This window comes from Variovorax sp. W2I14, from assembly GCF_050435205.1.
Taxonomy (GTDB): Bacteria; Pseudomonadota; Gammaproteobacteria; order Burkholderiales; family Burkholderiaceae_C; genus Variovorax; species Variovorax paradoxus_C.
This window is the reverse complement of sequence record NZ_JBNDJX010000001.1, coordinates 5,665,557-5,691,416: the sequence shown is the minus strand read 5'-3', so window position 1 is coordinate 5,691,416 and position 25,860 is coordinate 5,665,557. Positions and strand designations below refer to the sequence as shown.

Below are 25,860 nucleotides of genomic sequence, written 5' to 3'. Positions count from 1 at the left end.
TTCAGAATTCCTCGGCGCAGATCAGCGCGAAGACGAGATAGGCGAAGAGGACGACGGCGATGAGCGCGCCGAATCCGTAGAGAACTTCGAGGCTGATCACGATGCGTCTCCGTTGCTGCCGGTTTTCGGCGGGTTCGGTCCCTCGAGCCTGTTCAGCCCTACGACCGTGGCCGCTACCACGACCCACAGCGCCAGCAAGGCGCCCATCCAGACGATGTCCATTTCGATTGCTCCTGGAGCGAAACACAAGGGCTTCAGTCTCGGCAGGCGTCCGTAAAAACGGGGAACAGAGTCGGTGGGGCCGCATAAAGAAAGCGTAAAAACGCGCCCCCTCCGCGCGCCCGCCGCGCCTTTTTTCCAAGCCCCGGCTGTCACAAAGCCGCGTGCCCGCACGTCTTCAGGGCAGGCGCCGGCCCGCAAGAACCTGCGGATAGCCCGGCCCTATCGGGGTCTTTGCGCTGTCTTGCTCGACAGCGCCTTCGACGGCATTCAATAATCAAAGCATCAACTTTGATAAATAACGGATCGAGATCATGGACACACGATCAAGGGCCTGGCTTGGTGCCGGCCTGGCGGTACTGGTGGTGGGAGCGGCCGGCTACGGGCTCGCCAGGCTGAGGCCGGCGCATGCGGAGGGCGGCGGCATGCCACCGGCCAAGGTGGCGGTAGCGGCCGCGCGGCCGACGGAGATGGCGCGCTTCCTCAGCGGCATCGGCACGCTGGAGGCCAACCGGCAGGTCGAGGTGCCGGCCGAAGTGGAAGGGCGCGTCGCGAAGATCCTCTTCACGCCCGGCGCCGAAGTGCGCGCCGGCCAGTTGCTCGTTCAGCTCAACGACGCGCCCGAGCAAGGCGACCTGGAGCGCCTGACCGCCCAGCGCGCCAACGCCAAGGCGCTGCTCGACCGCACACGCCGCCTGTTGCCGCAGCAGGCCGCCACGCAGGAGCAACTGGAGCAGGCCCAAGCCGGCTTCGACCAGGCGAGCGGCGAGTTGCGACGCGTGCAGGCGCTGGTCGAGCAGAAGCGCATCAAGGCGCCGTTCGATGGCGTGCTGGGCATCCGCAAGGTCAACCTCGGCCAGTTCGTGCGGGCCGGCGACACGCTGGTGTCGCTCACCGACGGACGCACGCTGTTCGCGAATCTCACGCTGCCCGAGACGGCGCTGCCGGCGCTCAAGCGCAACCAGGCGGTGTCGCTCGCGGTCGATGCATATCCGGGCCGTGTGTTCCAGGGCAAGCTGAGCGCCATCGAGCCGCAGATCGGCAGCGACACGCGCACCGTGCGGCTGCAGGCCACGGTGGACAACGCCGACGGCGCGCTCACGCCCGGCATGTACGTCCACGGCAAGGTCGCGCTGCCTTCGCGCACCGATGCGATCACCGTGCCCGAGACCGCCATCACCTACAGCACGCACGGCGATTCGGTCTTCGTCGTGCGGCCCGCCGAAAAAGGCGACGGCTTCACAGCACACCAGGTGTTCGTGAAAGCGGGCGACCGGCAGGACGGCCTCGTCGTCATCGAACAAGGTTTGAAGGCTGGCGAGAAGGTCGTCACCTCGGGCCAGCTGCGCCTGTACACCGGCGCCGCCGTCGCACCGGCCGGGAAGGACACGCTCGCCCTCACCGAACGCAAGTCATGAATTTCACCGACCTCTTCGTGCGCCGCCCCGTGCTGGCGCTGGTGGTGAGCACGCTGATCCTGCTGCTGGGTGCACGCGCGCTCGGCGACCTGCCGGTGCGCCAGTACCCGCTCACCGAGAGCACCACGCTCACCATCACCACGCAGTACCCCGGCGCCTCGCCCGAGCTGATGCAGGGCTTCGTCACCCAGCCGATCGCGCAGGCGGTGGCGACCATCGAGAACGTCGACTACCTCTCGTCGTCCTCCACGCTCGGCCGCAGCGTGATCAGCGTGCGCATGAAGCTCAACGCCGATGCCAACCAGGCGCTCACGCAGGCGATGGCGCAGGTGAGCCAGGTCAAGTACCGGCTGCCGGCCGAGGCTTTCGATCCGGTCATCCTCAAGTCGTCGGGCGAGGCCACCGCGGTGGCGTACGTCGGCTTCTCGAGCAAGACGATGCCGGTGCCCGCGCTCACCGACTACCTCTCGCGCGTGGTGCAGCCGCAGTTCGCATCGATTCCCGGCGTCTCGGGCGTCGAGGTGTCGGGCGGGCAGACGCTCGCGATGCGCGTGTGGCTCGACGCCAACCGCATGGCCGCGCGCGGTATCTCGGCCGGCGAGCTGGCCGACGCCTTGCGGCAGAACAACGTGCAGGCCGCACCCGGGCAGGTGAAGGGCCTCTTCGTGGTGTCGAACATCCGCGTGAACACCGACCTGGTGAACGTGGCCGAGTTCCGCGACATGGTCATCAAGCGCGAGGGCGACGCCCTTGTGCGGCTGGGCGACGTGGCCACCGTGGAACTGGGCGCGGCCAGCGCCGACAGCAGCGCGACGATGGACGGCGACAAGGCCATCTACCTCGGCCTGCAGGCGGCGCCCAATGGCAATCCGCTGGTGATCGTGAAGCGCATCCGCGACCTCCTGCCCGGCATCAAGCGGAACATGCCGCCGGGCGTGGAGGTGCAACTGCCCTTCGAACTCGCGCGCTTCATCGAGGCCTCGATCGACGAGGTGCAGAAGACGCTGCTCGAGGCCATCGCCATCGTGGTGCTGGTGATCTTTTTGTGCCTCGGGTCGCTGCGCGCGGTGCTGATTCCGGTGGTGACGATTCCACTGTCGATGCTGGGTGCGGCTGCGCTGATGCTGCTGTTCGGCTTCAGCATCAACCTGCTCACGCTGCTCGCGATGGTCCTGGCCATCGGCCTCGTGGTGGACGATGCGATCGTGGTGGTGGAGAACGTGCATCGCCACATCGAGGAAGGCAAGTCGCGCGTGCAGGCCGCATTGATCGGCGCGCGCGAAGTGGCCGGCCCGGTGATCGCGATGACGCTCACGCTGGCCGCCGTGTACGCGCCCATCGGCCTCATGGGCGGGCTCACCGGCTCGCTCTTCAAGGAGTTCGCCTTCACGCTCGCGGGTGCGGTGGTGGTGTCGGGCGTGATCGCGCTCACGCTGTCGCCGGTGATGAGCTCGTTCCTGCTGCCGCAGGACGCCACCGGCAGCCGCATGGCGCGCTATGCGGAGTCGTTCTTCCACAAGCTCGCCACCGCCTACGGCCGGTTGCTCGACGTGTCGCTGCACCACCGCTGGGTCACCGGACTCTTCGCGGCCGGGGTGCTGGTGAGCCTGCCTTTTCTCTACAACGCGTCGCAGCGCGAGCTCGCGCCGGGCGAAGACCAGGCGATGGTGCTCACCGTCATCAAGTCGCCGCAGCACGCCAACATCGATTACGTCGAGAAGTTCGGCCAGAAGTGGGACGAGGTGTTCGCCGCGCTGCCCGAGAACACCGGCCGCTGGCTCATCAACGGCTCCGACGGTGTCTCGAACAGCATCGGCGGCGTGCAGCTCTCGGACTGGAAGAACCGCAAGCGCAACGCCGACCAGATCCAGGGCGAGGTGCAGGCGAGCATGGGCGATGTGGAGGGCAGCAACATCTTCGCGTTCCAGCTGCCTTCGCTGCCGGGCTCCACCGGCGGGCTGCCCGTGCAGATGGTGATCCGCAGCGCCGGCGACCACCGCGCGGTGTTCGAGGCGATGGAAGCGCTCAAGACGGCAGCGCGCGAGAGCGGCAAGTTCGCCGTGGTCGACAGCGACCTGGAGTTCAACAACCCGGTGACCGAAGTGCGCGTGGATCGCGCCAAGGCCAACAGCATGGGCGTGACGATGAAGGCCATCGGCGACACGCTCGCGGTGCTGGTGGGCGAGAACTACGTCAACCGCTTCGGCATGGACGGCCGCTCGTACGACGTGATCCCGCAGTCGCCGCGCGACCAGCGGCTGTCGGCCGAGGCGCTCTCGCGCTACTTCGTGAAGAGCGCGAGCGGCCAGCCCGTGCCGCTCGCGAACCTGGTGACGCTTTCCACCAGCGTCGGCCCCAACAAGCTCACGCAGTTCAACCAGCTCAACGCCGCGACCTTCCAGGCGATTCCGATGCCGGGCGTGACCATGGGCGATGCGGTGGCATTCCTGAGCGAAGAGGCGAAGAAGCTGCCCGCGGGCTTCAGCTACGACTGGCAATCGGATGCGCGCCAGTTCACGCAGGAAGGCTCGGCACTGGTGGTGGCCTTCGTGTTCGCGATCGTCGTGATCTACCTCGTGCTGGCCGCGCAGTACGAAAGCCTGCGCGATCCGCTGATCATCTTGATCAGCGTGCCGATGTCCATCTGCGGTGCGCTGGTGCCGCTGGCGCTGGGCTTCGCGACCATCAACATCTACACGCAGATCGGGCTGGTGACGCTCATCGGGCTCATCAGCAAGCACGGCATCCTGATGGTGGAGTTCGCCAACGAGATCCAGGCGCGCGACAACCTCGAACGCCGCCCCGCCATCGAGCAGGCCGCGCGCATCCGGCTGCGCCCGATTTTGATGACGACCGCCGCGATGGTGGTGGGCCTGGTGCCGCTGCTGTTCGCAAGCGGCGCCGGTGCCAACAGCCGTTTCAGCATCGGCTTGGTGATCGTGGTCGGCATGCTGGTGGGCACGCTCTTCACGCTCTTCGTACTGCCCACGATGTACACGCTGCTGGCGCGCGACCACCGCACGGTGGGCCGCTCGCAGCGCACCGCCGAACTCGACGCGCTGGTCGAAGGAGCATGACCATGAACAGACTTTTCCTCAACACCGCCCCCGTCTTTCTCAGCGCGCTGGTGCTGGCGGGCTGCACGGTCGGGCCGACCTACACCGCGCCGTCCGACGCGCCCGTCGCCATCTCGGCGCCCGAGCGCTCGCTGTTCGCCAACGACGCGGTGCAGCGCGACTGGTGGCGCCAGCTCGACGATCCGGCAGCTCGATGCGCTGATCGAACGCGCGCTCGCCGGCAACCACGACATCCGTATCGCCGAGGCGCGGCTGCTGGAAGCCCGCGCCTCGCAGACCGAGGTCGAGCTGGACCGCCTGCCCGTCGTGACGGTGGGCGCGAGCAAGACGCGCAGCATCGCGCAGGGCAACAGCGGCGCGCAGCCCGATGCGCGCACGCTCGCCCAGAGCAGCCGCGCGGGCTTCGATGCCTCGTGGGAAATCGACCTGTTCGGTCGGCTGAAGCGCCTCGACGAAGCGGCCACCGCACGCACAGAAGCCAGCGCGGCCGACCTCGAACAGGTGCGCATCGTGGCCGTGGCCGAACTGGCGCGCAACTACTACGAGATGCGCGGCGCCGAGCAGCGCCTGGCGGTGACGCGCCGCACGCTCGAAAGCCTGCGCGGCAGCCTGCGCGTGACCGAGGCGCAGGTCCAGACCGGCCGCGGGCTCGAAGTCGATCTCGCAAGCGCACAGGCCAACCTCGCGACCACCGAGAGCCAGCTGCCCGCCTTCGAGACCACGCGCCGCCAGGCCGCGTACCGCGTGGCGGTGCTGACGGGCCTGCGTCCCGCCGAGCTGGAGCCGATGCTGCAGCCGCGCCCGCTGCGCGTGCTCGACAAGCGCCTGCCCATCGGCGACGTTGGCTACCTGCTGCGGCGCCGGCCCGACGTGCTGCGCGCCGAGCGCCGCCTCGCGGCCAGCACGGCCGATGTGGGCGCGACGACGGCCGATCTGTACCCGCGCTTCGACATCGGCGGCTTTCTCGGCTTCATCGCGCTGCGCGGTTCGGACCTCGGCAGTTCGTCCAGCCGCGCCTTCAGCGTGACGCCCGGCGTGAGCTGGCCGGCGCTCCGGCTGGGCTCGGTCAAGGCCCGCGTACGCGGCGCCGAGGCGCGTGCCGAAGGCGACCGGGCGCTCTACGAGCAGACCGTGCTGCGCGCCATCGAGGACGTGGAAAGCGCCCTCACCGGCTACGGCCAGAACCAGCAACGCCTGCAATCGCTGGTGCAGGCCGCGGCCCGCAGCGGCCGCGCGGCCGAACTGGCCGAAGTCCGCTACCGCGAAGGTGCCGCGCCCTACCTGAGCGTGCTCGATGCGCAACGTACATTGCTGCGTGCGCAGGACGCGGTGGCCGAGGCCGAAACCGCCTCGTACACCAGCCTCGTCGCGCTCTACAAGGCGCTGGGCGGCGGGTGGCAAGCACCCTCGGATTCGAAGGGAGGGCCGGCCGCCTGACAATCGGCCTGACAAGAGCCCCACAAGAACCCACGAAACGTCCATGTCCGCTCCCATCGACGCCAAGCCCACCTGGATGCCGCACCAGCCGGCAGACCGCATCCTCTCCACGCTCAAGACCCGTGGCGCACTCGGCATTCCCGACATCGCCAAGGTGCTGGGCGTCACGGTGGAAGCGGTGCGCCAGCAGATGGCCAAGCTGGAGGCCGAAGGCCTGGTCGACGCGGAAAGCCGCCCGAGCGGCCGCGGCCGGCCGACGCAGATCTGGCGCCTCACCGGCGAAGGCCACAAGCGCTTTCCCGACACGCACGCCGAGATGACTGTGCAGATGATCAGCGCCGTGATCAGCGTGTTCGGCGAGAAGGGCATGGACCAGTTGATCGGCGCGCGCGAGAACGCGATGCGTGCCACCTACACCGAGGCGATGCGCGGCGCGCGCAGCCTCAAGACGCGGCTGGAGCGGCTGGCCGAGATTCGCAGCCGCGAGGGCTACATGGCCGAGTTCCGGCCCGAGGGCGATGGTTTTCTCTTCATCGAGAACCACTGCCCCATCTGCACTGCGGCGCAGGCCTGCACCGGCTTTTGCCGCAGCGAACTGCAACTCTTCGACGAAGTGCTGGGGCCGGAAGTGACCGTCAGCCGCGTCGAGCATGTGCTCGCCGGTGCGCGGCGCTGCGCCTACCAGGTCAGCCCGAAGCCCCGCGACTGACTCAACACCGAACAACGATTTACCCACAACCGACCGAAAAGGAACCACGATGGAACACAAGCTCCCACCCCTGCCCTACGCCCTGGACGCGCTGGCACCCGAGTACTCGCAAGAGACGCTCGAATACCACTACGGCAAGCATCACAACGCCTACGTGGTGAACCTCAACAACCTGCAGAAGGGCACCGAGTTCGAAGCCCTCACGCTGGAAGAGATCATCAAGAAGTCCAGCGGTGGCATCTACAACAACGCCGCGCAAATCTGGAACCACACCTTCTTCTGGAACTGCATGAAGCCCCAAGGCGGCGGAGCACCGACCGGTGCGCTGGCCAAGGCCATCGATGCGAAGTGGGGCAGCTACGACGCCTTCAAGGAAGCGTTCGTGAAGTCGGCTGTCGGCAACTTCGGTTCGGGCTGGACGTGGCTCGTGAAGAAGGCCGACGGTTCGGTGGACATCGTGAACACCGGCGCCGCCGGCACGCCACTGACCACCGCCGATACCGCGCTCCTGACGGTAGACGTCTGGGAGCACGCCTACTACATCGACTACCGCAACCTGCGTCCCAAGTTCGTCGAGACCTTCCTGGCCAAGCTCGTGAACTGGGACTTCGTCGCCAAGAACTTCGGCTGATCGATCAGCCGTTGATCAGGTTCAGGATGTTCCCATCGGGGTCCTTGAACCACGCGACCTTCATGCCGCCCATGACATGGAGGTCGCCTTCGAGCTTCGTATCGGGCATGTCGTAGTGCTCGAAGCGCACGCCCTTGGCCTTGAGCGCCGCGGCGAGGCGCTCGATGTCCGCGCCGACTTCCCAGGTCACGGCCGTCGCCTGGTTGGTGCCGGCGAACGCCGAGCGATACACGTTGATGCGCGTGTTGCCGCTGCGGTAGACGACGACTTCGTCGCCCTCCGCGTCGACCTGCGAAAGGCCCAGCGTGTCCTCGTAGAAGCGGCGGGCCACCGCGAGGTCTTTCACCGCGAGGTTGGGCGCTGCATCGATGTTTCCGAGCATGGTTGTCTCTCCTTTGTATGGATCGACATGTCATGTTCGGCGCCGAAACCGCCCTGTCAAGTCGCCGCCGTCTGATACGGGGCCCATCGCAAACCACGAAAACACCATCGCGGCGCTTGCGGCACACTGCACCCTCGGTGCAGTGAGGCCAAAAGACCTCCATCGTCGCCACAGCTGCAACCCCGATCCGTCCAGACCAAGAGACAAACCCATGATCCGCAAACTCACCCGCACGCTGGCCCTTGCGCTGGCGCTTCCCCTGGCCTTTGCCGCCGTTGCCGTGCACGCGCAAAGCTACCCCGCCAAGCCCATCCGCATGATCGTGCCGTTCCCGCCCGGCGGCGGCACCGACATCCTGGCGCGCCTGGTCGCACAGAAGCTCACAGAGGCCAACCACTGGACCGTGGTGCCCGACAACCGCGGCGGCGCCGGCGGCACCATCGGCATCGCCGAGGCCGCGCGCGCCGCGCCCACGGGCTACGACATCGTGATGGGCCAGAAGGACAACATGGTCGTCGCGCCCTGGCTCTACAAGAGCCTGAGCTACAACCCGGTGAAGGACCTCACGGCCGTGGCCCACGTGGCCTACACGCCGGTGGTGATCGTCACGCAGGCCAACTCCAAGTTCAAGACGCTCGACGACGTGGTGAAGGCCGCGCGCGCCGCGCCCGACACCGTCACCTACGGCTCGCCCGGTAACGGCACCACCATCCACCTGGCCGGCGAGATCTTCAACAGCGCCGCCAAGATCAAGATGCGCCACGTGCCCTACAAGGGCTCCAACGCGGCCATGATGGACGTGCTCGCGGGCAACGTCGACCTGATGGTGTCGTCGGTGCCTTCGGCGCTGGCGCAGATCAAGGCCGGCAAGCTGCGTCCGCTGGCCGTCACCTCCGCCAAGCGCAGCACCTCGCTGCCCGAGACGCCCACCGTCGCCGAGCTCGGCTACAAGGGCTTCGACGTGAGCACCTGGTATGGCGTCTTCGTGCCCGCCGGCACGCCCAAGGACATCGTCGCCACGCTCAACACCGAGATCAACAAGCTCCTGGCCACGCCCGAAATGAAGGCTGCGATCATCGCCCAGGGCGCGGAACCGGAAAGCATGACGCCCGACCACTTCGGCGCGATGCTGAAGACCGACTACGAGAAGTGGAAGGGCATCGTGCAAGCCTCGGGCGCGACCATCGAATAAGCCTCGCAGTCGCAGAATGGTGTCTCCACAACGGGCCGCGACGACGGCATGGAGACATCGATGGCATTTCTTCGCGAGAACTCACGCACCCTGCTGCTGAAGACAACCGCCCTGGCAGCGGTTGCCGCGTTCCTCCAGGGCTGCGCGCAAACACCGGCGCAGCAACAACAACCTCCTTCGGAAGCCACCGTGGCCGCGCACGTCGCCGCGGCCACGCGCACCGCCGGCACCGATCTCTTGCCGTTCCTGTCGCTCTGCAAGCCCGCGCCCGCCGCGCAACCGCCGCAGGCCGAGCTGGACAAGGGCCTGAAGGCGCTCATCGACAAGCCCGCGCCGCCACCGGGCAAGGCCTTCGACAACCTCTACTTCGTGGGCGCCGACTGGGTGAGCGCGTGGGCGATCAAGACCTCGGACGGCATCATCCTCATCGATGCGCTCAACAACCAGATGGAAGCCGCCGCGCTCATCGAGGGCGGCATGCGCAGGCTCGGCCTCGACCCCGCGCAGATCAAGTACGTGGTCGTCACGCACGGCCACGGCGACCACTACGGCGGCGCGCCCTACCTTGCGCAGAAGTACCGCGCCCGCGTGGTGATGAGCGAGGCCGACTGGACGATGACCGAGACCAAGCTCGAGTTCGCCACGCCGATCTGGGGCGCGCCGCCCAAGCGCGGCGCGGGCGACGTGTCGGTGAAGGACGGCGACCGCCTCACGCTGGGCGACACCACCCTCACGCTCTACATCACGCCGGGCCACACCATGGGCACGATCTCGCCGGTGTTCGACGTGAGCGCGAACGGCCGGAAGCACCGCGCGATGCTCTGGGGCGGCACCGCCTTCAACTTCGGCAAGAACCTGCCGCGGCTGGAGAGCTACATCGGCGCCACGCGACGCATGGACACCGTGGTGAAGGCGCAGAACGTCGATGTGCTGCTGTCGAACCACTCGGCCATGGACAGCTCGCAGACCCGGCTCGCGTCGCTGCGGCAGCAGCCGGCGAACGGGGCCAATCCCTTCGTCATCGGCACGCCCGCGGTGTCGCGTGCGTTGAACGTGATGGGGGAGTGCGCAGAGGCGCAGCGGGATCGGTTCGCGATGCAGTGATGCTGTCTTGCTCCTTCCCCCTCTGGGGGAAGGTCGGGATGGGGGCACGCGGCGTTCGATATGCCACTGACGCTTGATACGCCGCTTGCCCCCACCCCTGCCCTCCGGGGGAGGGAGAAATACCAGGGCTTCAGTCCGGCACGAACTTGGTGTTGAAGATGTCCACGTCCGAAGCCAATTCGAACGTCGCCACCTGCCCCATCTTCCCGTCGCTCATCCTGCACGCCGAGAACAGGCTGTAGCGTCCCTTGAAGTAGAACTCGTCCATCACGATCAGCGCGTACGGGTACGGCACGAAGACCTGATGCTCGAAGACGATGCGGTGCACGTTCCTCGGCGAGGGAAAGAGCTTGTACTCAAGGGTGTCGATCGACTTTGCGGTGGCCATGGCGTGTTCGCTTTCTTCTTCCGGGCGTTCAGGCCGGGTCGCGCACGTCGGCCACGGGGTTCGCGCCGAAGTCTTCGCGCGCCAGGTACTTGAGCACCTTGGCGGCGGCGCTCGCGGGGCTGTCGAGCCGGCCTTCTTCCTTCATGCTCACGAAGCGCGTGCGGTCCGGGAAGTTCTCGGCCGATGCGCCGCGCAGTTGCACCTGCATGTCGGTATCGATGATGCCGGGCGCGAGCGAGACGATGCGCGCGCCGTTCGGTGTGCTCGCTTCCTCGAGCGCCACGGCCTGCGAGAAACGGTCCATGCCGGCCTTGGCCGCGCAGTAAGGCGCCTGGCTGCCCATCGCGTTGCGGCCGAGGCCCGACGAGATGTTGAGCACCTTGCGCGCGCCGCGCCATTCGCGCGTGGCGTTGAGGAACGCGGCGGTCAGCAGCATCGGCGCTTCCAGGCCGATGCGCAGCGCCTGTGCCAGCTCGGCCGGCACGGCGCTCGCGAGCGGCGCCGGGTTGCCGACGGTACCGGCGTTGTTGATGAGGGTCACGCTGTCGAAGCGCTGCGCATCCAAGGTCTTGAGCCAGGCCGACACACGGGCCGATGCAGCCACCGGGTCGGACAGGTCCTGCTCCCATTGAACGAGTTCGGCGCCGGCGGCCTTGGCCACGTCAGCCAGTTGCGCATCTTGTTTGCGCGAAATGCCCAGTACCGTGTGGCCGGCCTGCAGCAACTGTTCGGCCATGGCACGGCCCAGGCCGCGCGAGGCGCCGGTGATCAGGGTGAGGTGGGAAGCGGCAGCGGTCATCGGGAAAGTCTTTCTTGAACGAAGGCGGTGAGGAGGCCGGGAGGTTAAGGGGTATCGAGAGGCCTTGCGGCTCAACCGGTACGGAACTGTTTTCGCAGGAAGGCGCGGTGCCGCGCGATGTGCTGCAGCTGCGCGGGTGCGATGGTGCCGCCAAGGTCGACTTCGTCGGCACCGTTGAGCACAGCGTTGGCGTTCGTCATCGCACGCGCGACGACCTCTTCCTCGCTCACGCCGAGCTGCGCCGCGATGTCGAGCGCCACGCGGCGCATCGCGCGCTGCGAGAGCATCCACATCGCGCCGAAGCGGTCCCATGCGAGCGCGGCTTCTTCGGCCTTCTCGCGGTCGGCGAGGATCTCGCTGAGCGGCTTGGCCAGGATCGCGTCGAGCGCGTCGATCTTCTCGGTCAGCGCCTCGTTGCGTGCGATGGCTTCTTCGAGCGTCGGACCGGTTTCTGCGGCTTTCGCCTTCGTTGTTTCGGGCGGTGGAATGAAGGCCGCTTCCGCATTCGCGGGCACGACCTGGAGCTGGTCTTTGAGGGTCATGAGGTTTCCGTTTCCGCCGAGGCGTTCTTCTTGTTCGACATCGCGCTCACGCGCAGGCCCGGCAGGTCGAGCACGCGCAGGCCGCCGTATTCCACTCGGATCAGCCCTTGCGCCGAGAGCCCGTTGAGCGCCTCGTTCACGCGCTGGCGCGACAAGCCGACGAGGTACGCGAGTTCCTGCTGCGTGATGCGCAACACCTCGCCCACGCCCGGATACAGCACCGGGTTGAACAGCGACACCAGGTTGCGCGCCACACGGGCGTCGGGGTTGTTGAGCCGGTCGATCTCCAGCGCCGCGATGAACTGGCCGAGCCGTTCGTTGAGCTGGTTCATCACGAAGCGGTTGAAGCCGATCGAGTGATCGAGCAGCCAATGGAAGCTCTCGATCGGCAGGCCCGCCACCACGCTGCGGCGCAGCGCCTGGATGTTGTAGCGGTAGGGCTCGCGCTTCATCACAGTGCCTTCGCCGAACCAGCCGCCGGGCGGCACGCCCGTGTAGGTGACCGAGCCGCCGTCGGCGTTGTCGTTGCTCATCTTCAGGAGCCCCTCGACCACGCCGAACCAGTAGGTCGGCGAGCGCCCGACGCGGCAGACCAGGTCGCCGGGCTCGGCCTCGCCGACCACCAGCGCGGCCTCGGCGCGGCGGCGTTCGGCGGCCGTGAGCGTGGGCAGCCAGGGGATGCCGCCGAGCTCCGCGCCGTTGGGGGGACGCACGCGGTCTTTGATCGAACCACCGAGCGAACTCTGGTTGAGGTTGCCGTGAGGCATCGGGAAACTCCGGGGAGTAGTGTCCCTAGGATTGTCGTCGGAACGACAACCGGGCGTCAAAGTGAGAGCCTACGATCCGCCCACTGTGCAAACAAACGACCCCACCTTCCCCCGGCTGCTGCTCGCGCATGCCCAGGCCCAACCCGAGTCGCCCGCCGTGCGCGAGAAAGACCTCGGCATCTGGCAGACCTGGAACTGGAACGCCGTGGCAGAGGAGGTGCGCGAGATGGCCTGCGGCCTCGCGAGCCTCGGCTTCAAGCCCTTCGACAACCTCGCCATCGTGGGCGCCAACCGGCCGCACCTGTACATGGCGGTGGTCGCCGCGCAGAGCCTGCGCGGCGTGCCGGTGCCGCTCTATCAGGATGCGGTGGCGAGCGAAATGGTCTTCATGCTGCAGGACGCGGCCATCGACTTCGTGATCGTCGAAGACCAGGAGCAGGTCGACAAGCTGCTCGAGTGCCGCGAGCTGCAGAAGGACCAGCAGCACGGCATCCGCCACATCATCTACGACGACCCCAAGGGCCTGCGCCACTACGACCAGCCCGGGCTCATGAGCTACGAGCAGTTGCGCGCACTCGGCCGCGAGTTCGACAAGGCCAACGTCGGCTATTACGACCGCGCGGTGGCAAGCGGCGAAGCCACCGACGTCGGCGTGATCCTCTACACCTCGGGCACCACCGGCCGCCCCAAGGGCGTGTGCCAGACGCATGCGAGCTTCATCGCGGCGGGCCGCGGCGGCGTGGCGACCGACAAGCTCGGCCCCGGCGACAACATCATGAGCTACCTGCCGATGGCGTGGGTCGGCGACCATTTGTTCTCGGTGGCGCAGTGGCTGGTGGGCGGCTTCACGCTCAACTGCCCCGAGTCGGCCGAGACGGTGATGAACGACATGCGCGAGATCGGCCCGAGCTACTACTTCGGCCCGCCGCGCACCTTCGAAGGCCTGCTGACTGCGGTGTCGATCCGGATGGAAGATGCGGCCGCACCGAAGCGCTGGCTCTATGCGAAGTTCATGGCGCTCGCGCAGCGCGTGGGTGCCGACATCCTCAACGGTGCCACCGTGAGCACGGGCGACCGGCTGATGTACGGCCTCGGCAATCTCCTGATCTATGGCCCGCTGCGCAACGTGCTGGGCATGAGCCGCATCCGCGTGGCGTACACGGCCGGCGCAGCCATCGGGCCCGACCTGTTCCGCTTCTACCGCTCCATCGGCGTGAACCTGAAGCAGTTCTACGGCCAGACCGAGACCTGCGCCTATGTGTGCCTGCAGCAGGACGGCAAGGTCAAGCTGCAGACCGTGGGCACCGCCGCACCCGGCATCGAGCTCAAGATTGCCGAAGACGGCGAAGTGCTGGTGCGCGGCGTCTCGGTGCTGAAGGAGTACTACAAGCGCCCCGACGCCACCGCCGAGGTGCTCGATGCCAACGGCTACTTCCACACCGGCGACGCGGGCGTGCTCGACAGCGAAGGGCACCTGCGCATCATCGACCGGGCGAAGGACGTGGGCCGCCTCGTGAGCGGCGCGATCTTTGCGCCCAACTACATCGAGAACAAGCTCAAGTTCTTTCCGCAGATCAAGGAAGCGGTGTGCTTCGGCAATGGCCGCAACGAGGTCTGCGCGGCCATCAACATCGACTTCGAAGCGGTGGGCAACTGGGCCGAGCGCCGAGGCCTTGCCTATGGCGGCTACGTCGACCTGGCCGGCAAGCCCGAGGTGCTCGCGCTGATCGCCGAATGCATCGGCAAGGTCAACGCCGACCTCGCGAGCGAAGACGGCATGGGCGAGACGCAGATCGCGCGCTTCCTCGTGCTGCACAAGGAACTGGACCCCGACGACGACGAGCTGACCCGCACGCGCAAGGTGCGCCGCGGCTTCATCGCCGAGAAATACGCGGTGCTGGTCGATGCGCTCTACGGCGGCAAGACCGCGCAGTTCATCGAGACCCAGGTCAAGTTCGAGGACGGACGCACGGGGGTTGTCAGCGCCACGCTGAAGATCAACGAAGCCAAGACCTTCCCCATCGTGAAGGCCGCCGCATGAGCAACCGAAAGATCGGCGACGTCATCCTCGACGTCCAGAACATCAGCCTGAGCTTCGGCGGCGTGAAGGCGCTCACGGACATCAGCTTCAACGTGCGCGAGCACGAGGTGCGGGCCATCATCGGACCGAACGGCGCGGGCAAGAGCTCGATGCTGAACTGCATCAACGGCGTCTACTGGCCGCAGCAGGGCTCCATCACTTTCCGCGGCCAGACCTTCAAGCACATGAACTCGCGCCAGGTGGCCGAGATGGGCGTGGCGCGCACCTTCCAGAACCTGGCGCTCTTCAAGGGCATGAGCGTGCTCGACAACATCATGACGGGGCGCAACCTCAAGATGAAGAGCGGCCTGCTCGCACAGGCGCTGCGCTGGGGTCCGGCCGAGCGCGAGGAACTGCGTCACCGCGAGTTCGTCGAGCACATCATCGATTTCCTGGAGATCCAGGCGCACCGCAAGACGCCGGTGGGCCGCCTGCCCTACGGCCTGCAGAAGCGCGTGGACCTCGGCCGCGCGCTCGCGATGGAGCCGCAGGTGCTGTTGCTCGACGAGCCGATGGCCGGCATGAATGTCGAGGAGAAGCAGGACATGAGCCGCTTCATCCTCGATGTGAACGACGAATTCGGCGCGACCATCGTCTTGATCGAGCACGACATGGGCGTGGTGATGGACATCTCCGACCGCGTGGTGGTGCTGGACTACGGCAAGAAGATCGGCGACGGCACGCCGGATGAAGTTCGGAACAACGAAGACGTGATCCGGGCGTACCTCGGCGTGGAGCACTGAAGCCATGCCACACCCGACCCTGATGCATTGCTCCTTCCCCTCCCAGGGGAAGGCTGGGATGGGGGCACGACAGCCCTCGCAACACAGCCGCGCCTCGTCAAGCGCCGCTTGCCCCCACCCCAACCCTCCCCCGGAAGGGGAGGGAGAAAAACAAGAAAGAAACTGACCATGGGCTTTTTCCTCGAAACCCTGTTCGGCGGCCTCATGGTCGGCATGCTCTATTCGCTGATCGCCATCGGCTTCGTGCTGATCTACAAGGCCTCGGGCGTCTTCAACTTCGCGCAGGGTGCGATGGTGCTGTTCGCAGCACTCGCCATGGCGCGGTTCTCCGAATGGTTCCCGCTGTGGTTCGGCTTCCAGAGCCTGATCCTCGCGAACATCCTGGCCTTCATCGCGGCAATGGCGGTGATGGTCGTGGTGGCCTGGCTCATCGAACGGCTCGCGCTCAGCAAGCTGGTGAACCAGGAGGGCATCACGCTCCTGATGGCCACGCTGGGCATTGCCTACTTCCTCGATGGCGTGGGCCAGACGATCTTCGGCAACGACATCTACAAGATCGACGTGGGCATGCCCAAGGAACCGCTGATGGTGCTCGAAGGCACCTTCCAGGGCGGCCTGCTGCTGAGCCAGGAAGACCTGGTGGCCGCAGCGGTCTCGGCCGCGCTCGTGGTGGTGCTGGCCATCTTCTTCCAGAAGACAGCCACAGGCCGGGCGCTTCGCGCAGTGGCCGACGACCACCAGGCCGCGCAGTCCATCGGCATTCCGCTCAAGCGCATCTGGGTGATCGTGTGGTCGGTGGCCGGCTTCTCGGCACTGGTGGCCGGGATCATCTGGGGCTCCAAACTCGGCGTGCAGTTCTCGCTCTCGCTGGTGGCGCTGAAGGCGCTGCCGGTGGTGATCCTCGGCGGGCTCACCTCGATTCCAGGCGCGATCATCGGCGGCCTCTTGATCGGCGTGGGCGAGAAGCTGTCTGAAATCTATCTCGGCCCCATGCTTGGTGGCGGCATCGAGATCTGGTTCGCCTACGTGTTGGCGTTGGTCTTCCTGCTGGTTCGGCCCCAAGGCCTGTTCGGCGAAAAAATTATTGATCGCGTATGAAATACGAGATCAACAATTTTTCGGTGCAGGCTAACTTGCGAAGCAAGTTAAGCGAAGCGGGCCGTAGCCAAAAAATCATCGATCGGGTCTGAGTCATGTTCTACAGAGAGAACGGTCAATTCAAGTCCAGCTACCGGGCGGATCAACAGATCCTTCCGATCGCGCAGGATCGCATCGCGATGCTGGTGCTGCTGCTCGTGGCATTCATCGTCGTGCCGCTGGGCGTGTCCGACTATTGGATGCGTGCCATCCTCACGCCCTTTTTGATCCTGTCGCTCGCAGCGCTCGGCCTCAACATCCTGGTCGGCTACTGCGGACAGATCTCGCTGGGCACCGGCGCCTTCATGGCGGTGGGCGCGTACGCGGCCTACAACTTCCAGGTGCGCATCGACGGCATGCCGCTCATCGCCTCGCTGCTGCTGGGGGGCCTGTGCGCGACGGTGATCGGCGTGCTCTTCGGCATTCCGAGCCTGCGCATCAAGGGCCTGTACCTGGCAGTGGCAACGCTGGCCGCGCAGTTCTTCACCGACTGGGCGTTCCTGCGCATCCAGTGGTTCACCAACAACTCGTCGTCGGGCTCGGTGAGCGTGGCGGGGCTCAACGTGTTCGGCATGCCGATCGAGTCGCCGGTGCAGAAGTATCTGTTCTGCCTCATCTTCGTCGTGGTGTTCGCGCTGCTGGCCAAGAACCTGGTGCGCAGCGCCATCGGCCGCGAGTGGATGGCGATGCGCGACATGGACGTGGCCGCCGCGGTGATCGGCATTCGTCCGGTGTACGCCAAGCTCACGGCCTTTGCGGTGAGCAGCTTCATCGTCGGCGTGGCCGGCGCGCTGTGGGGCTTCATTCACCTGGGTGCGTGGGAGCCGGCGGCGTTCAGCATCGACCGCTCGTTCCAGCTGCTGTTCATGGTGATCATCGGCGGGCTCGGCTCGATCATGGGCAGCTTCTTCGGCGCCGCATTCATCGTGCTCTTGCCGCTCTTTCTGAACCAGTTGCCCGCGTGGCTGGGCTTCTCGATTTCGACCGCGCTCGCCTCGCACCTGGAGACCATGATCTTCGGCGCGCTGATCGTGTTCTTCCTGATCGTCGAGCCGCACGGCCTCGCGCGGCTGTGGTCCACGGCCAAGGAGAAGTTGCGGCTCTGGCCCTTCCCGCACTGACAACGCATTTCTAGAGTTCCGTTCGTTCGTTCGTTCGTAAAAACCGGCACCGAGGTGCCCACAAAAGGAGACAGGCATGAAACTGAAATCGCTCGCTCTGACCGCCGCCCTGGTGGCCAGCACCCTCGGCGCCATGCTCGCGCCATCGATCGCGACCGCGCAGGCCAAGGAGCAGTTCTTCCCGCTCCTGGTGTACCGCACCGGCCCCTACGCGCCCAACGGCACGCCCTGGGCCAACGGCAAGCAGGACTACATCAAGTACGTCAACGCCACCGGCGGCATGAACGGCGTGAAGATCGCCTATGAGGAGTGCGAGACCGGCTACGCCACCGACAAGGGCGTGGAATGCTACGAACGCCTGAAGGGCCGCCCGGGCGTTGCGCTGTTCGATCCGCAAGCCACCGGCATCACCTTCGCGCTGACCGACAAGGTGCCCAACGACAAGATCCCGCTCATCACGCTGGGCTACGGCCTCTCGGCCTCGCAGGACGGCGGCGTCTTCAAGTGGAACTTCCCGCTGATGGGCAGCTACTGGACCGCGGCCGACATCCTGATCCAGCACATCGGCAAAAAAGAAGGCGGCATGGACAAGCTCAAGGGCAAGAAGATCGCCCTCGTCTATCACGACTCGCCGTTCGGCAAGGAGCCGATTCCGCTCCTGCAGGAACGCGCCAAGCAGAACGGCTTCGAGCTCTCGCTGATTCCGGTGACCGCGCCCGGCGTGGAACAGAAGTCGGCCTGGCTGCAGGTGCGCCAGTCGCGGCCCGACTTCGTGCTGCTGTGGGGCTGGGGCGTGATGAACTCCACCGCCCTGAAGGAAGCCGTGGCCACGGGCTACCCGCGCGAGAAGATGTACGGCGTGTGGTGGGCCGGCGCCGAACCCGACGTGAAGGACGTGGGCGCCAACGCCAAGGGCTACAACGCGCTCGCGCTCAACACCTCGGGCACGCAGCCCAAGGTGATCCAGGAGATCCTGAAGCAGGTGCACGACAAGGGCCAGGGCACGGGTCCGAAGGAAGAAGTGGGCTCGGTGCTCTACACGCGCGGCGTGATCATCCAGATGCTGACCATCGAGGCCGTCAAGCGCGCGCAGGAGCGCTTCGGCAAGGGCAAGGTCATGACCGGCGAGCAGGTGCGCTGGGGCATGGAGAACCTCGCGCTCGACCAGAAGAAGCTCGACGCACTGGGCTTCTCGGGCGTGATGCGTCCGGTGAGCACTTCGTGCCAGGACCACATGGGCTCGACCTGGGCACGCGTGCACACGTGGGACGGCGCCAAGTGGGGCGGCATGTCCGACTGGTATGAAGCCGACGAACAGATCATCAAGCCGATGGTGAAGGCCGCCGCCGACAAGTACGCCGGCGAGAAGAAGCTGACGCGCCGCGAAGCGGCCGACTGCCAGTCCTGATGCACTGATCCCCAAAGAAAGTGCGGTGGCGGCTCGCAAGAGCCGCCATTCGCAAGGACGGCAGCCTCTCTGCTGTCCTTGCGAATGCTTCGGACCACACCATGAGCGAACCCAAAATCCTTCTCAACGTCAACGGCATCGAGGTTATCTACAACCACGTGATCCTCGTGCTCAAGGGCGTCTCGCTCACCGTGCCAGAGGGCGGCATCGTGGCGCTGCTCGGCGGCAACGGCGCGGGCAAGACGACCACGCTGCGCGCGGTGAGCAACCTGCTCGCGGGCGAGCGCGGCGCGGTGACCAAGGGCACCATCGAACTGCGCGGCGACCGCATCGAGGCGCTGTCGCCGGCCGAACTGGTCAAGCGCGGGCTCATCCAGGTGATGGAGGGGCGCCACTGCTTCGCGCACTTGACGATCGAAGAGAACCTGATGACCGGCGCCTACACGCGCACCGACGGCAAGGCCGCGGTGCAGCAGACGCTGGACAAGGTGTACGCATATTTCCCGCGCCTGAAGACACGGCGTACCTCGCAGGCGGCCTACACCTCGGGCGGCGAGCAGCAGATGTGCGCCATCGGCCGCGCGCTGATGGCCAACCCGACGATGGTGCTGCTCGACGAACCCTCGATGGGCCTCGCGCCGCAGATCGTGGAAGAGGTGTTCGAGATCGTGAAAGACCTCAACACCAAGGAACACGTGACCTTCCTTTTGGCCGAGCAGAACACCAACATGGCGCTGCGCTACGCCGACTACGGCTACATCCTGGAAAACGGCCGCATCGTGATGGACGGCGAGGCCAAGAGCCTGCGCGAGAACGAGGACGTGAAGGAGTTCTACCTCGGCGTTGGCGGTGCCGATCGCAAGAGCTTCAGGGATGTGAAGAGCTACAAGCGTCGCAAGAGGTGGCTGGCTTGACGGTTTTGTCTTGTTCCCTCTCCCGCTTGCGGGAGAGGGTCAGGGTGAGGGCATCGGCCTTTGCACAGACACAGCCTCCGCCATCGTCGCCGCCCCTCACCCCAGCCCTCTCCCGCAAGCGGGAGAGGGAGCAAGACCGAACCGAAAGATAAAGGGTACGGACATGACCGACCACTACGACAAGCTAGAGATCCGTGACCCCGCCGAACGCGAGCGCGACCTGCTCGCCGCATTGCCCAAACAGATCGCGCAGGCGCAGACAGCCACGTCCGCGTTCAAGAAGATCCTCGACGGCGTGAAGCCCGCGGACATCACGACGCGCCAGGCGCTCGAGCAACTGCCGGTCACGCGCAAATCGGAATTGCTCGAGTTGCAGAAGCAGCGCCGCGCCGACGATCCTTTCGGCGGCTTCGCATCGATCGTGCGCGGGCCTCGCATGCCGCGCGTGTTCGCGAGCCCCGGCACCATCTACGAACCCGAGGGTGAAGCGCGCGACTACTGGCGCACGGCGCGCGCGCTGCATGCGGCCGGCTTTCGCAGCGGCGACCTCATCCACAACAGCTTCAGCTATCACATGACGCCGGCCGGCTCCATCATGGAAACCGGCGCGCACGCCCTGGGCTGCACCGTGTTCGCGGGCGGCACCGGCCAGACCGAGCAGCAGCTCGAAGCCATTGCCGACCTGAAGCCCGCAGGCTATGCGGGCACGCCGAGCTTCCTGAAGATATTGCTGGAGAAGGCCGAGGAGAAAAGCCAGAAGCTGCCTTTCACCAAGGCACTCGTCTCCGGCGAAGCCTTTCCGCCCAGCCTGCACGACTGGATCGCCGCGCACGGCGTGAAGGGAACGCAGTGCTACGCCACCGCCGACCTCGGCCTCATCGCGTACGAGACCAGCGCGCGCGAAGGCCTGGTGATCGACGAGGGCGTGCTGGTCGAGATCGTGCGCCCCGGCACCGGCGACCCGGTGCCAGATGGCGAGGTGGGCGAGATCGTCGTCACCAGTTTCAATGCCGACTACCCGCTGGTGCGCTTCGGCACCGGCGACCTCTCGGCCGTGCTCGCGGGCGCCTGCCCCACCGGCCGCACCAACAAGCGCATCAAGGGCTGGATGGGTCGCGCCGACCAGACGACCAAGGTGCGCGGCATGTTCGTGCATCCGTCGCAAGTGGCGGAGATCGCGCGGCGCTTTCCGGAGATCCAGCGCGCGCGCCTTGTGGTCTCGGGCGAGATGGGTGACGACCAGATGACGTTCAAGCTCGAATGCGCAGGCGCGCCGGACGGGCTCGATGCGCGCATTGCCGATGCGGTGCGCGAGGTGACCAAGCTGCGCGGCACCATCGAGCTGGTGGCACCGGGGACGCTGCCGAACGACGGCAAGGTGATCGAGGACGCGCGCAGCTACAAGTAGCTATTGCACACACGGCTTTATCGCAATCACTGACTTGAGATCTGGTTGTTAGATGGACGCTGCCTCCGTGGAGGGCCGTTGACCGCCTCATGTTGCCGCCAACGCCACATGGTTGTGCAGTCCGTCACATCGCCCGCTCTGCAATAGTTGCCTGATTCTTTCCCTCCGTTTCCTGTGGCGGTGAGCTTCCCATAATCCGCGTCCCTGCATCTGATCGTGGGCGCGGGCTATGGGAGAGAACACATGTCCGCACTCAGTGTTGCGCAGACGCGCACGCTCGAAATCAGCAGCGTCGCCATTCCGTTGATCCTGGGCCGCCCGGCATTGGAGTCGGCGCACCTTTCAGGGCACGAAGGGCTCAACAGCCTGTTCGAGTACACGCTGCTGCTCAAGACACCCGATGTCCTGAACCTTGGCGCCAGCGATGCGATGGACTTCGATCTGGACAGCTTCATCGGGCGCGAGATCACTTGCTCGATCCAGCTCGACGGTGCGGGCCGGTTCCTTCCCGGTGCTGCGGGGGAGTCGGTGGACCACATCGGCGCAGGCGTGCGCCAGATCAACGCGCTGATCACGGATGCGGAGGTCTGGGGCGAAGAGGGACGGCATGTCCAGTACAGGCTCACGTTGCGCCCCTGGCTGTACCGCGCAACCCTGACCACCAATTGCAGGATCTTCCAGAACAAGAATGTTGTTCAGATCCTCGATGAGCTTCTTTCCGACTACACCTTTCCTGTTGACAAGCGCCTCATCGAGACCTATCCGGAGCGCGACTACCAAGTCCAGTACAACGAGAGCGACTTCGAATTCTTCGAGCGCCTGTGCCAGGAGGTTGGTGTCAGCTATTTTTTTCGGCACAGCGAAGGCAAGCACCACCTGGTTCTCATCGACAACATGGGTGCATACAAGAAGAACGACAGCACGGCCTACCAGGAAGTCGAGTACCACGCGCCCAGCTGGAAGGTGGATGCGGAGTACGTCAGCAGCTTCGTTCCACACCACCACCTGACCAGCGGCAGGTACACCACCCGCGAGTACGACTACACACGCCCCCGGGCCGACCTGAGCCAGAGCCGCAAAGACCCGAGAGCGACGGGCCAGGCCGACGGCGAGGTGTACCAATGGCATGAAGCCAGTGCCGCCGGCAGCCACTACGCACAGCCTAGGGCCGGCAGGGCCGAGGCGAACGATCCCCACGGCGAAGGCGACCAGTTGGCGCTTCTTCGCATGGAGGCCCTGCGCACCCATGGCGCCAGGGCGCGGGCCAGCGGTAATTTGCGCGGCATGGTGCCCGGTTGCAGTTTCGAGCTTCAGAAACATCCACGCCGGAAAGCCAATGCCGAGTACCTGATCCTGGACACCCGCTTCCTGATCGAAGACGTCGCGCAGGACAGCCAGATCGGCGATGCGACTCCCGGTCGCAAGCAGCAATGGAAAGTGGAGGTCGACTTCACCGCGCATCCGATGATCGAGCCGCTGCGCCCGATCCCGAGCCGGGCGAAACCCTTCACCCGAGGCCCTCAATCCGCGCTGGTGGTGGGCCCCGCCGGCCAGAACATCTGGACCGATGCGTTGGGACGCATCAAGGTGCAGTTCCCCTGGGACCGCATCGGCCAGAAGAACCAGCACAGCACCTGCTGGATTCGAATGTCCAGTCCGTGGGCGGGCAACCAGTTGGGCGGCATCCAGCTCCCGCGCATCGGCCAGGAGGTCATCATCGACTTTATCGGCGGGGACCCGGACCTGCCGATTTGCACGGGGCGGGCCTACAACCAGGCGAACCTGCCGCCGTGGGCGCTGCCGGGTCAGCAAGCGTTATCGGGTTTCAGGAGTCGCGAGCTGGCCGAGGAAGGTGGCAATAGCGCAGCGGGGCGCAGCAACCACTTCGCGATGGACGACACCGCTGGAAAGATCCAGGTTCAGCTGAAGAGCGACCATCAGCACAGCCAGCTGAGCCTTGGGCACATCACGCGAATCGAGGACAACGCGGGGCGCAAGGACGATCGGGGCGAAGGGTTTGAACTGCGCACGGACGGGCACGGTGTTCTGCGGGCACAAAACGGGATGCTCATCACCACCGAGGCGCGTGGCAATGCCGTACGACATGCCAAGGACATGGGGGAGACGGTGCAGCGCCTGACGCTCGCGCGCGAACAGCATGAGAACCTGGCAGAAGCGGCCCAGCAGGCCAAGGCTCAAGACGACGGCGTCGACCAAAGCGATGTGGCGAGCGCGCTCAAGACGCAGAACGACGTCATTCGTGGCCTTCACTCGGCAGACAGCGGTACCTTTCCCGAATTGCAGGAGCCTCATCTGGTCTTGGCCAGTCCTGCAGGTGTCGAAGTCACCACCGGCGGCAGCACCCACATTGCGAGCGAAGAACACATCGCGCTCACCAGCGGCAAGCACCTCAGCCTCAGCACCATGGGCAGCCTGTTGGCCAGCGCGAAGGAAGCCATTCGGCTGTTTTCCTTCAAGGCGGGCATGCGGCTGGTGGCGGCCAATGCCGACATCGACATCACGGCACTGAAGAACAGCCTCAATCTGCTGGCCAAGCTCAACATCACACTGACTGCCAACAAGATCACCATCACTGCCAAAGAAGAAGTGCGGATCAACGGCGGCACCAGCTACAGCCGTTGGAACAGCGCGGGTATCGAGCATGGCACCCAGGGACTCTGGCGCGAACACGCCGGCATCCACAGCACGGTGGGCCCCAAGAGCCTGCCTCTGCCGGACATCAAATTTCCGGAGCCCATTTGCAAGGAGTGCCTGCGCAAGGCGTTGGCTGCCGGCGTACCTTTTGGAAAGCGCTGATGAACCGCACCTACCTTCAAGACGAGCTTCCCTCGGCCACTCTGACTGCAGTAACGACTTGGAGCGATGGCCTGGATGCGCAGGGGCTGACTTCCGACACGCTGCCTGTTCTGGTGGACGGCGCGATCCTGGAAAGCGACGGCCTCCAACAGATGCGCAGTGTCTATGGTGCCGCCGTCCATGCGTTCGATGGCACCCCACTGGCCGACTACGAAGAGCTGGGGCTTTTTCTGTGGCCCTGGCGTGAACTGCTCGCCATTGACGGACTCGAGACTTTGCGCAAAGTCGTGGCGGGAAAACCCTGCGTGAGCTTCGTGCGCAGTTCCACAACCTTGCCCGCGCTATGCGCCACGCTCGCATGGCTGGCCGCCGCAGAAACGTCGGATGGCATGCCGCTCTACCTGCGCATCGGCGATACACGCGTACTCGGCAGTTTCTTGCCACATGTGCGGCCAGCACAGGAAGCGCGCTTGCACACCGCGCTGCACGCGTGGGCCTGGCCCGGCCGGAACGGCCGCTTGCAAGGCATAGAGACAGAGGCCATGCCGACAGCGCAGCCAGCCGCGCCCGTCTTGGTGCTGGACGACGCCCAATATGCGGCGCTGCTTGACGAGGCCGAAGCCGACATGCTGCACGCCGGCATGCAATCTGTGGAAGCTGGGTGGACCGATGAGCGCAGCGGGTCTGAACTGCATCGATGGCTGAAGGCCATGTCGCAAAAAATGGAGGCACTCGGCATCCATCGTCAAAAAGACCAATGGGCCTTCGTCTCCCTCGCATTGCGCGCCCCGGACGGATTCGAGGCGCTGCCCGCGCTGGGAGAAAGCTGGTTGCGCGTGCGCAGCGGCACCGCGGCGCTGCACGATGAAATCTCTCGTTGGGATTCCGCCCAATGGCAAGCGCTCAGACGCCTTGCAAACGAGAAAGCGGCTGCGAGCGCGGCCCCATCCAAAGGGTTCCGATGATTCACCTGTACCGCGTCTTCGTGTCGGCCTGCATGCTTCCTTCCGCCATTTCGAAATTCAGGGAGACGGACATTCGTTCGCCATACCGATGGCTCGGCGCGTCTGTCATGTTGGCGGCCGCGTTGGGTCTTGCCGCCTGCGAGGCCTCGGTTGCGAAACCGATGACTGTGGGTATCACGGGCTACAACTTCACGGCCGAGGGCGTGCAGGAGTACTACGTCAACGGCATGCGCGGTTCCAATCTACCGCCTCATGGCGGTGGAGGATCGACGTCATGCTGCGTGTCGCTGCCGGTGAAGTGGGCTCCGGGACTCACGGTCAAGGTGAGTTGGACGATTGGAGATTGGAAAGTGCCCTATGCACAAATTGCAGCGCTATCGACACAAGAACAAATCGCGTGCTGTTGGGCTGAACGCACTCTCAGCAAAGTCGTCTCCGTGGAGCGCTATGAGGTTGCAGCCCTGGTCCAAGTTTTCTTCTTGCCCCAAGACGAAATCAAGGTGTGGGTTTACGACCCCGGCCCACAAAACCCGAGCCACCCCTCGCACATGGGCTACCCGAAGAAGCCCAACATCACCGATTAACACAGCAGCCGGGAGAGC

General features: G+C 65.7%; 23 protein-coding genes and 1 pseudogene. 17 read left to right on the top strand and 7 right to left on the bottom strand.

Annotation, left to right across the window (positions count from 1 at the left end; genetic code table 11):
* Window position 1 precedes the first annotated feature (1 nt).
* The gene (gene kdpF / locus QF040_RS26600) at window positions 2-100 is read right to left on the bottom strand and encodes a K(+)-transporting ATPase subunit F (RefSeq protein ID WP_019657711.1); all 99 of its coding nucleotides are present in this window, start codon (window positions 98-100) and stop codon (window positions 2-4) included.
* The gene (locus QF040_RS26595; protein WP_429613492.1) at window positions 97-222 is read right to left on the bottom strand and encodes a hypothetical protein; all 126 of its coding nucleotides are present in this window, start codon (window positions 220-222) and stop codon (window positions 97-99) included. The genes kdpF and QF040_RS26595 overlap by 4 nt, the downstream gene beginning before the upstream one ends.
* A 311-nt stretch (window positions 223-533) precedes the next feature.
* Between QF040_RS26595 and QF040_RS26590 the strand changes: the two genes are divergently transcribed.
* The 5 genes and pseudogenes from QF040_RS26590 to QF040_RS26570 all read left to right on the top strand — a co-directional run bounded on the left by QF040_RS26590 (window position 534) and on the right by QF040_RS26570 (window position 7,491).
* Window positions 534-1,637 carry an efflux RND transporter periplasmic adaptor subunit gene (locus QF040_RS26590; protein WP_429613491.1) on the top strand — a complete coding sequence of 368 codons (1,104 nt, stop codon included), beginning with the start codon at window positions 534-536 and terminating at the stop codon, window positions 1,635-1,637.
* Window positions 1,634-4,714 carry a MexW/MexI family multidrug efflux RND transporter permease subunit gene (locus QF040_RS26585; protein WP_429613490.1) on the top strand — a complete coding sequence of 1,027 codons (3,081 nt, stop codon included), beginning with the start codon at window positions 1,634-1,636 and terminating at the stop codon, window positions 4,712-4,714. Before QF040_RS26590 ends, QF040_RS26585 begins: the two co-directional genes overlap by 4 nt.
* Window positions 4,711-6,151: pseudogene (locus QF040_RS26580) on the top strand (efflux transporter outer membrane subunit). The gene QF040_RS26585 and the pseudogene QF040_RS26580 overlap by 4 nt, the downstream one beginning before the upstream one ends.
* A 43-nt stretch (window positions 6,152-6,194) precedes the next feature.
* Window positions 6,195-6,860 carry a helix-turn-helix transcriptional regulator gene (locus tag QF040_RS26575; RefSeq protein WP_429613489.1) on the top strand — a complete coding sequence of 222 codons (666 nt, stop codon included), beginning with the start codon at window positions 6,195-6,197 and terminating at the stop codon, window positions 6,858-6,860.
* A 49-nt stretch (window positions 6,861-6,909) separates the two neighbouring features.
* Window positions 6,910-7,491: a superoxide dismutase gene (locus QF040_RS26570; RefSeq protein ID WP_429613488.1), complete on the top strand. Its 582-nt coding sequence runs from the start codon at window positions 6,910-6,912 to the stop codon at window positions 7,489-7,491.
* A gap of 4 nt (window positions 7,492-7,495) precedes the next feature.
* Here QF040_RS26570 and QF040_RS26565 read toward each other — a convergent pair whose 3' ends face one another.
* Window positions 7,496-7,873 (bottom strand): VOC family protein, encoded by a 378-nt coding sequence (locus tag QF040_RS26565; protein ID WP_429613487.1) that lies wholly within the window; start codon window positions 7,871-7,873, stop codon window positions 7,496-7,498.
* A 211-nt stretch (window positions 7,874-8,084) separates the two neighbouring features.
* On the opposite strand from QF040_RS26565, the gene QF040_RS26560 reads away from it, so the two are divergent.
* Together QF040_RS26560 and QF040_RS26555 are read left to right on the top strand one after the other, a co-directional pair.
* Window positions 8,085-9,065 (top strand): Bug family tripartite tricarboxylate transporter substrate binding protein, encoded by a 981-nt coding sequence (locus QF040_RS26560; RefSeq protein WP_429613486.1) that lies wholly within the window; start codon window positions 8,085-8,087, stop codon window positions 9,063-9,065.
* 60 nt (window positions 9,066-9,125) lie between these two features.
* Entirely contained in the window at window positions 9,126-10,169 is a 1,044-nt protein-coding gene (locus QF040_RS26555; RefSeq protein WP_429613485.1) for an MBL fold metallo-hydrolase, read from the top strand.
* A gap of 130 nt (window positions 10,170-10,299) precedes the next feature.
* Here the strand turns inward: QF040_RS26555 and QF040_RS26550 are convergent, their stop codons facing one another.
* The 4 genes from QF040_RS26550 to QF040_RS26535 all read right to left on the bottom strand — a co-directional run bounded on the left by QF040_RS26550 (window position 10,300) and on the right by QF040_RS26535 (window position 12,665).
* Window positions 10,300-10,557: a hypothetical protein gene (locus QF040_RS26550; protein WP_013544053.1), complete on the bottom strand. Its 258-nt coding sequence runs from the start codon at window positions 10,555-10,557 to the stop codon at window positions 10,300-10,302.
* 28 nt (window positions 10,558-10,585) lie between these two features.
* Entirely contained in the window at window positions 10,586-11,356 is a 771-nt protein-coding gene (locus QF040_RS26545; protein WP_429613484.1) for an SDR family NAD(P)-dependent oxidoreductase, read from the bottom strand.
* A 71-nt stretch (window positions 11,357-11,427) separates the two neighbouring features.
* Window positions 11,428-11,898, bottom strand: coding sequence for a hypothetical protein (locus QF040_RS26540; protein ID WP_429613483.1), 471 nt, complete (start codon window positions 11,896-11,898; stop codon window positions 11,428-11,430).
* The gene (locus tag QF040_RS26535) at window positions 11,895-12,665 is read right to left on the bottom strand and encodes a Crp/Fnr family transcriptional regulator (RefSeq protein ID WP_429613482.1); all 771 of its coding nucleotides are present in this window, start codon (window positions 12,663-12,665) and stop codon (window positions 11,895-11,897) included. Before QF040_RS26535 ends, QF040_RS26540 begins: the two co-directional genes overlap by 4 nt.
* 85 nt (window positions 12,666-12,750) lie before the next feature.
* Here QF040_RS26535 and QF040_RS26530 point away from each other — a divergent pair, with 85 nt between their 5' ends.
* The 10 genes from QF040_RS26530 (at window position 12,751) to QF040_RS26485 (ending at window position 25,842) form a co-directional block, all read left to right on the top strand.
* Window positions 12,751-14,706, top strand: a complete 1,956-nt coding sequence (locus tag QF040_RS26530) for an AMP-binding protein (protein ID WP_307612848.1) — start codon at window positions 12,751-12,753, stop codon at window positions 14,704-14,706.
* The gene (locus tag QF040_RS26525; RefSeq protein WP_307511447.1) at window positions 14,703-15,488 is read left to right on the top strand and encodes an ABC transporter ATP-binding protein; all 786 of its coding nucleotides are present in this window, start codon (window positions 14,703-14,705) and stop codon (window positions 15,486-15,488) included. The genes QF040_RS26530 and QF040_RS26525 overlap by 4 nt, the downstream gene beginning before the upstream one ends.
* A gap of 168 nt (window positions 15,489-15,656) precedes the next feature.
* Window positions 15,657-16,586 (top strand): branched-chain amino acid ABC transporter permease, encoded by a 930-nt coding sequence (locus tag QF040_RS26520; protein ID WP_307687156.1) that lies wholly within the window; start codon window positions 15,657-15,659, stop codon window positions 16,584-16,586.
* Between the two features lie 95 nt (window positions 16,587-16,681).
* A complete protein-coding gene (locus QF040_RS26515; protein ID WP_306882063.1) occupies window positions 16,682-17,746 on the top strand; it encodes a branched-chain amino acid ABC transporter permease in 1,065 nt (354 codons plus the stop codon).
* A 76-nt stretch (window positions 17,747-17,822) separates the two neighbouring features.
* On the top strand, window positions 17,823-19,154 hold the full coding sequence (locus QF040_RS26510) for an ABC transporter substrate-binding protein (RefSeq protein ID WP_307602900.1): 1,332 nt from the start codon (window positions 17,823-17,825) through the stop codon (window positions 19,152-19,154).
* Window positions 19,155-19,255: 101 nt separating this feature from the next.
* Entirely contained in the window at window positions 19,256-20,068 is an 813-nt protein-coding gene (locus QF040_RS26505) for an ABC transporter ATP-binding protein (protein ID WP_013544063.1), read from the top strand.
* A 163-nt stretch (window positions 20,069-20,231) separates the two neighbouring features.
* Window positions 20,232-21,476, top strand: coding sequence for a phenylacetate--CoA ligase family protein (locus QF040_RS26500; RefSeq protein ID WP_429613481.1), 1,245 nt, complete (start codon window positions 20,232-20,234; stop codon window positions 21,474-21,476).
* A gap of 243 nt (window positions 21,477-21,719) precedes the next feature.
* Window positions 21,720-24,293: a type VI secretion system Vgr family protein gene (locus QF040_RS26495; protein WP_429613480.1), complete on the top strand. Its 2,574-nt coding sequence runs from the start codon at window positions 21,720-21,722 to the stop codon at window positions 24,291-24,293.
* Window positions 24,293-25,258, top strand: coding sequence for a DUF4123 domain-containing protein (locus QF040_RS26490; protein WP_429613479.1), 966 nt, complete (start codon window positions 24,293-24,295; stop codon window positions 25,256-25,258). Before QF040_RS26495 ends, QF040_RS26490 begins: the two co-directional genes overlap by 1 nt.
* Window positions 25,255-25,842 (top strand): DUF3304 domain-containing protein, encoded by a 588-nt coding sequence (locus QF040_RS26485; protein ID WP_429613478.1) that lies wholly within the window; start codon window positions 25,255-25,257, stop codon window positions 25,840-25,842. The genes QF040_RS26490 and QF040_RS26485 overlap by 4 nt, the downstream gene beginning before the upstream one ends.
* The last annotated feature ends 18 nt before the right edge of the window (window positions 25,843-25,860 follow it).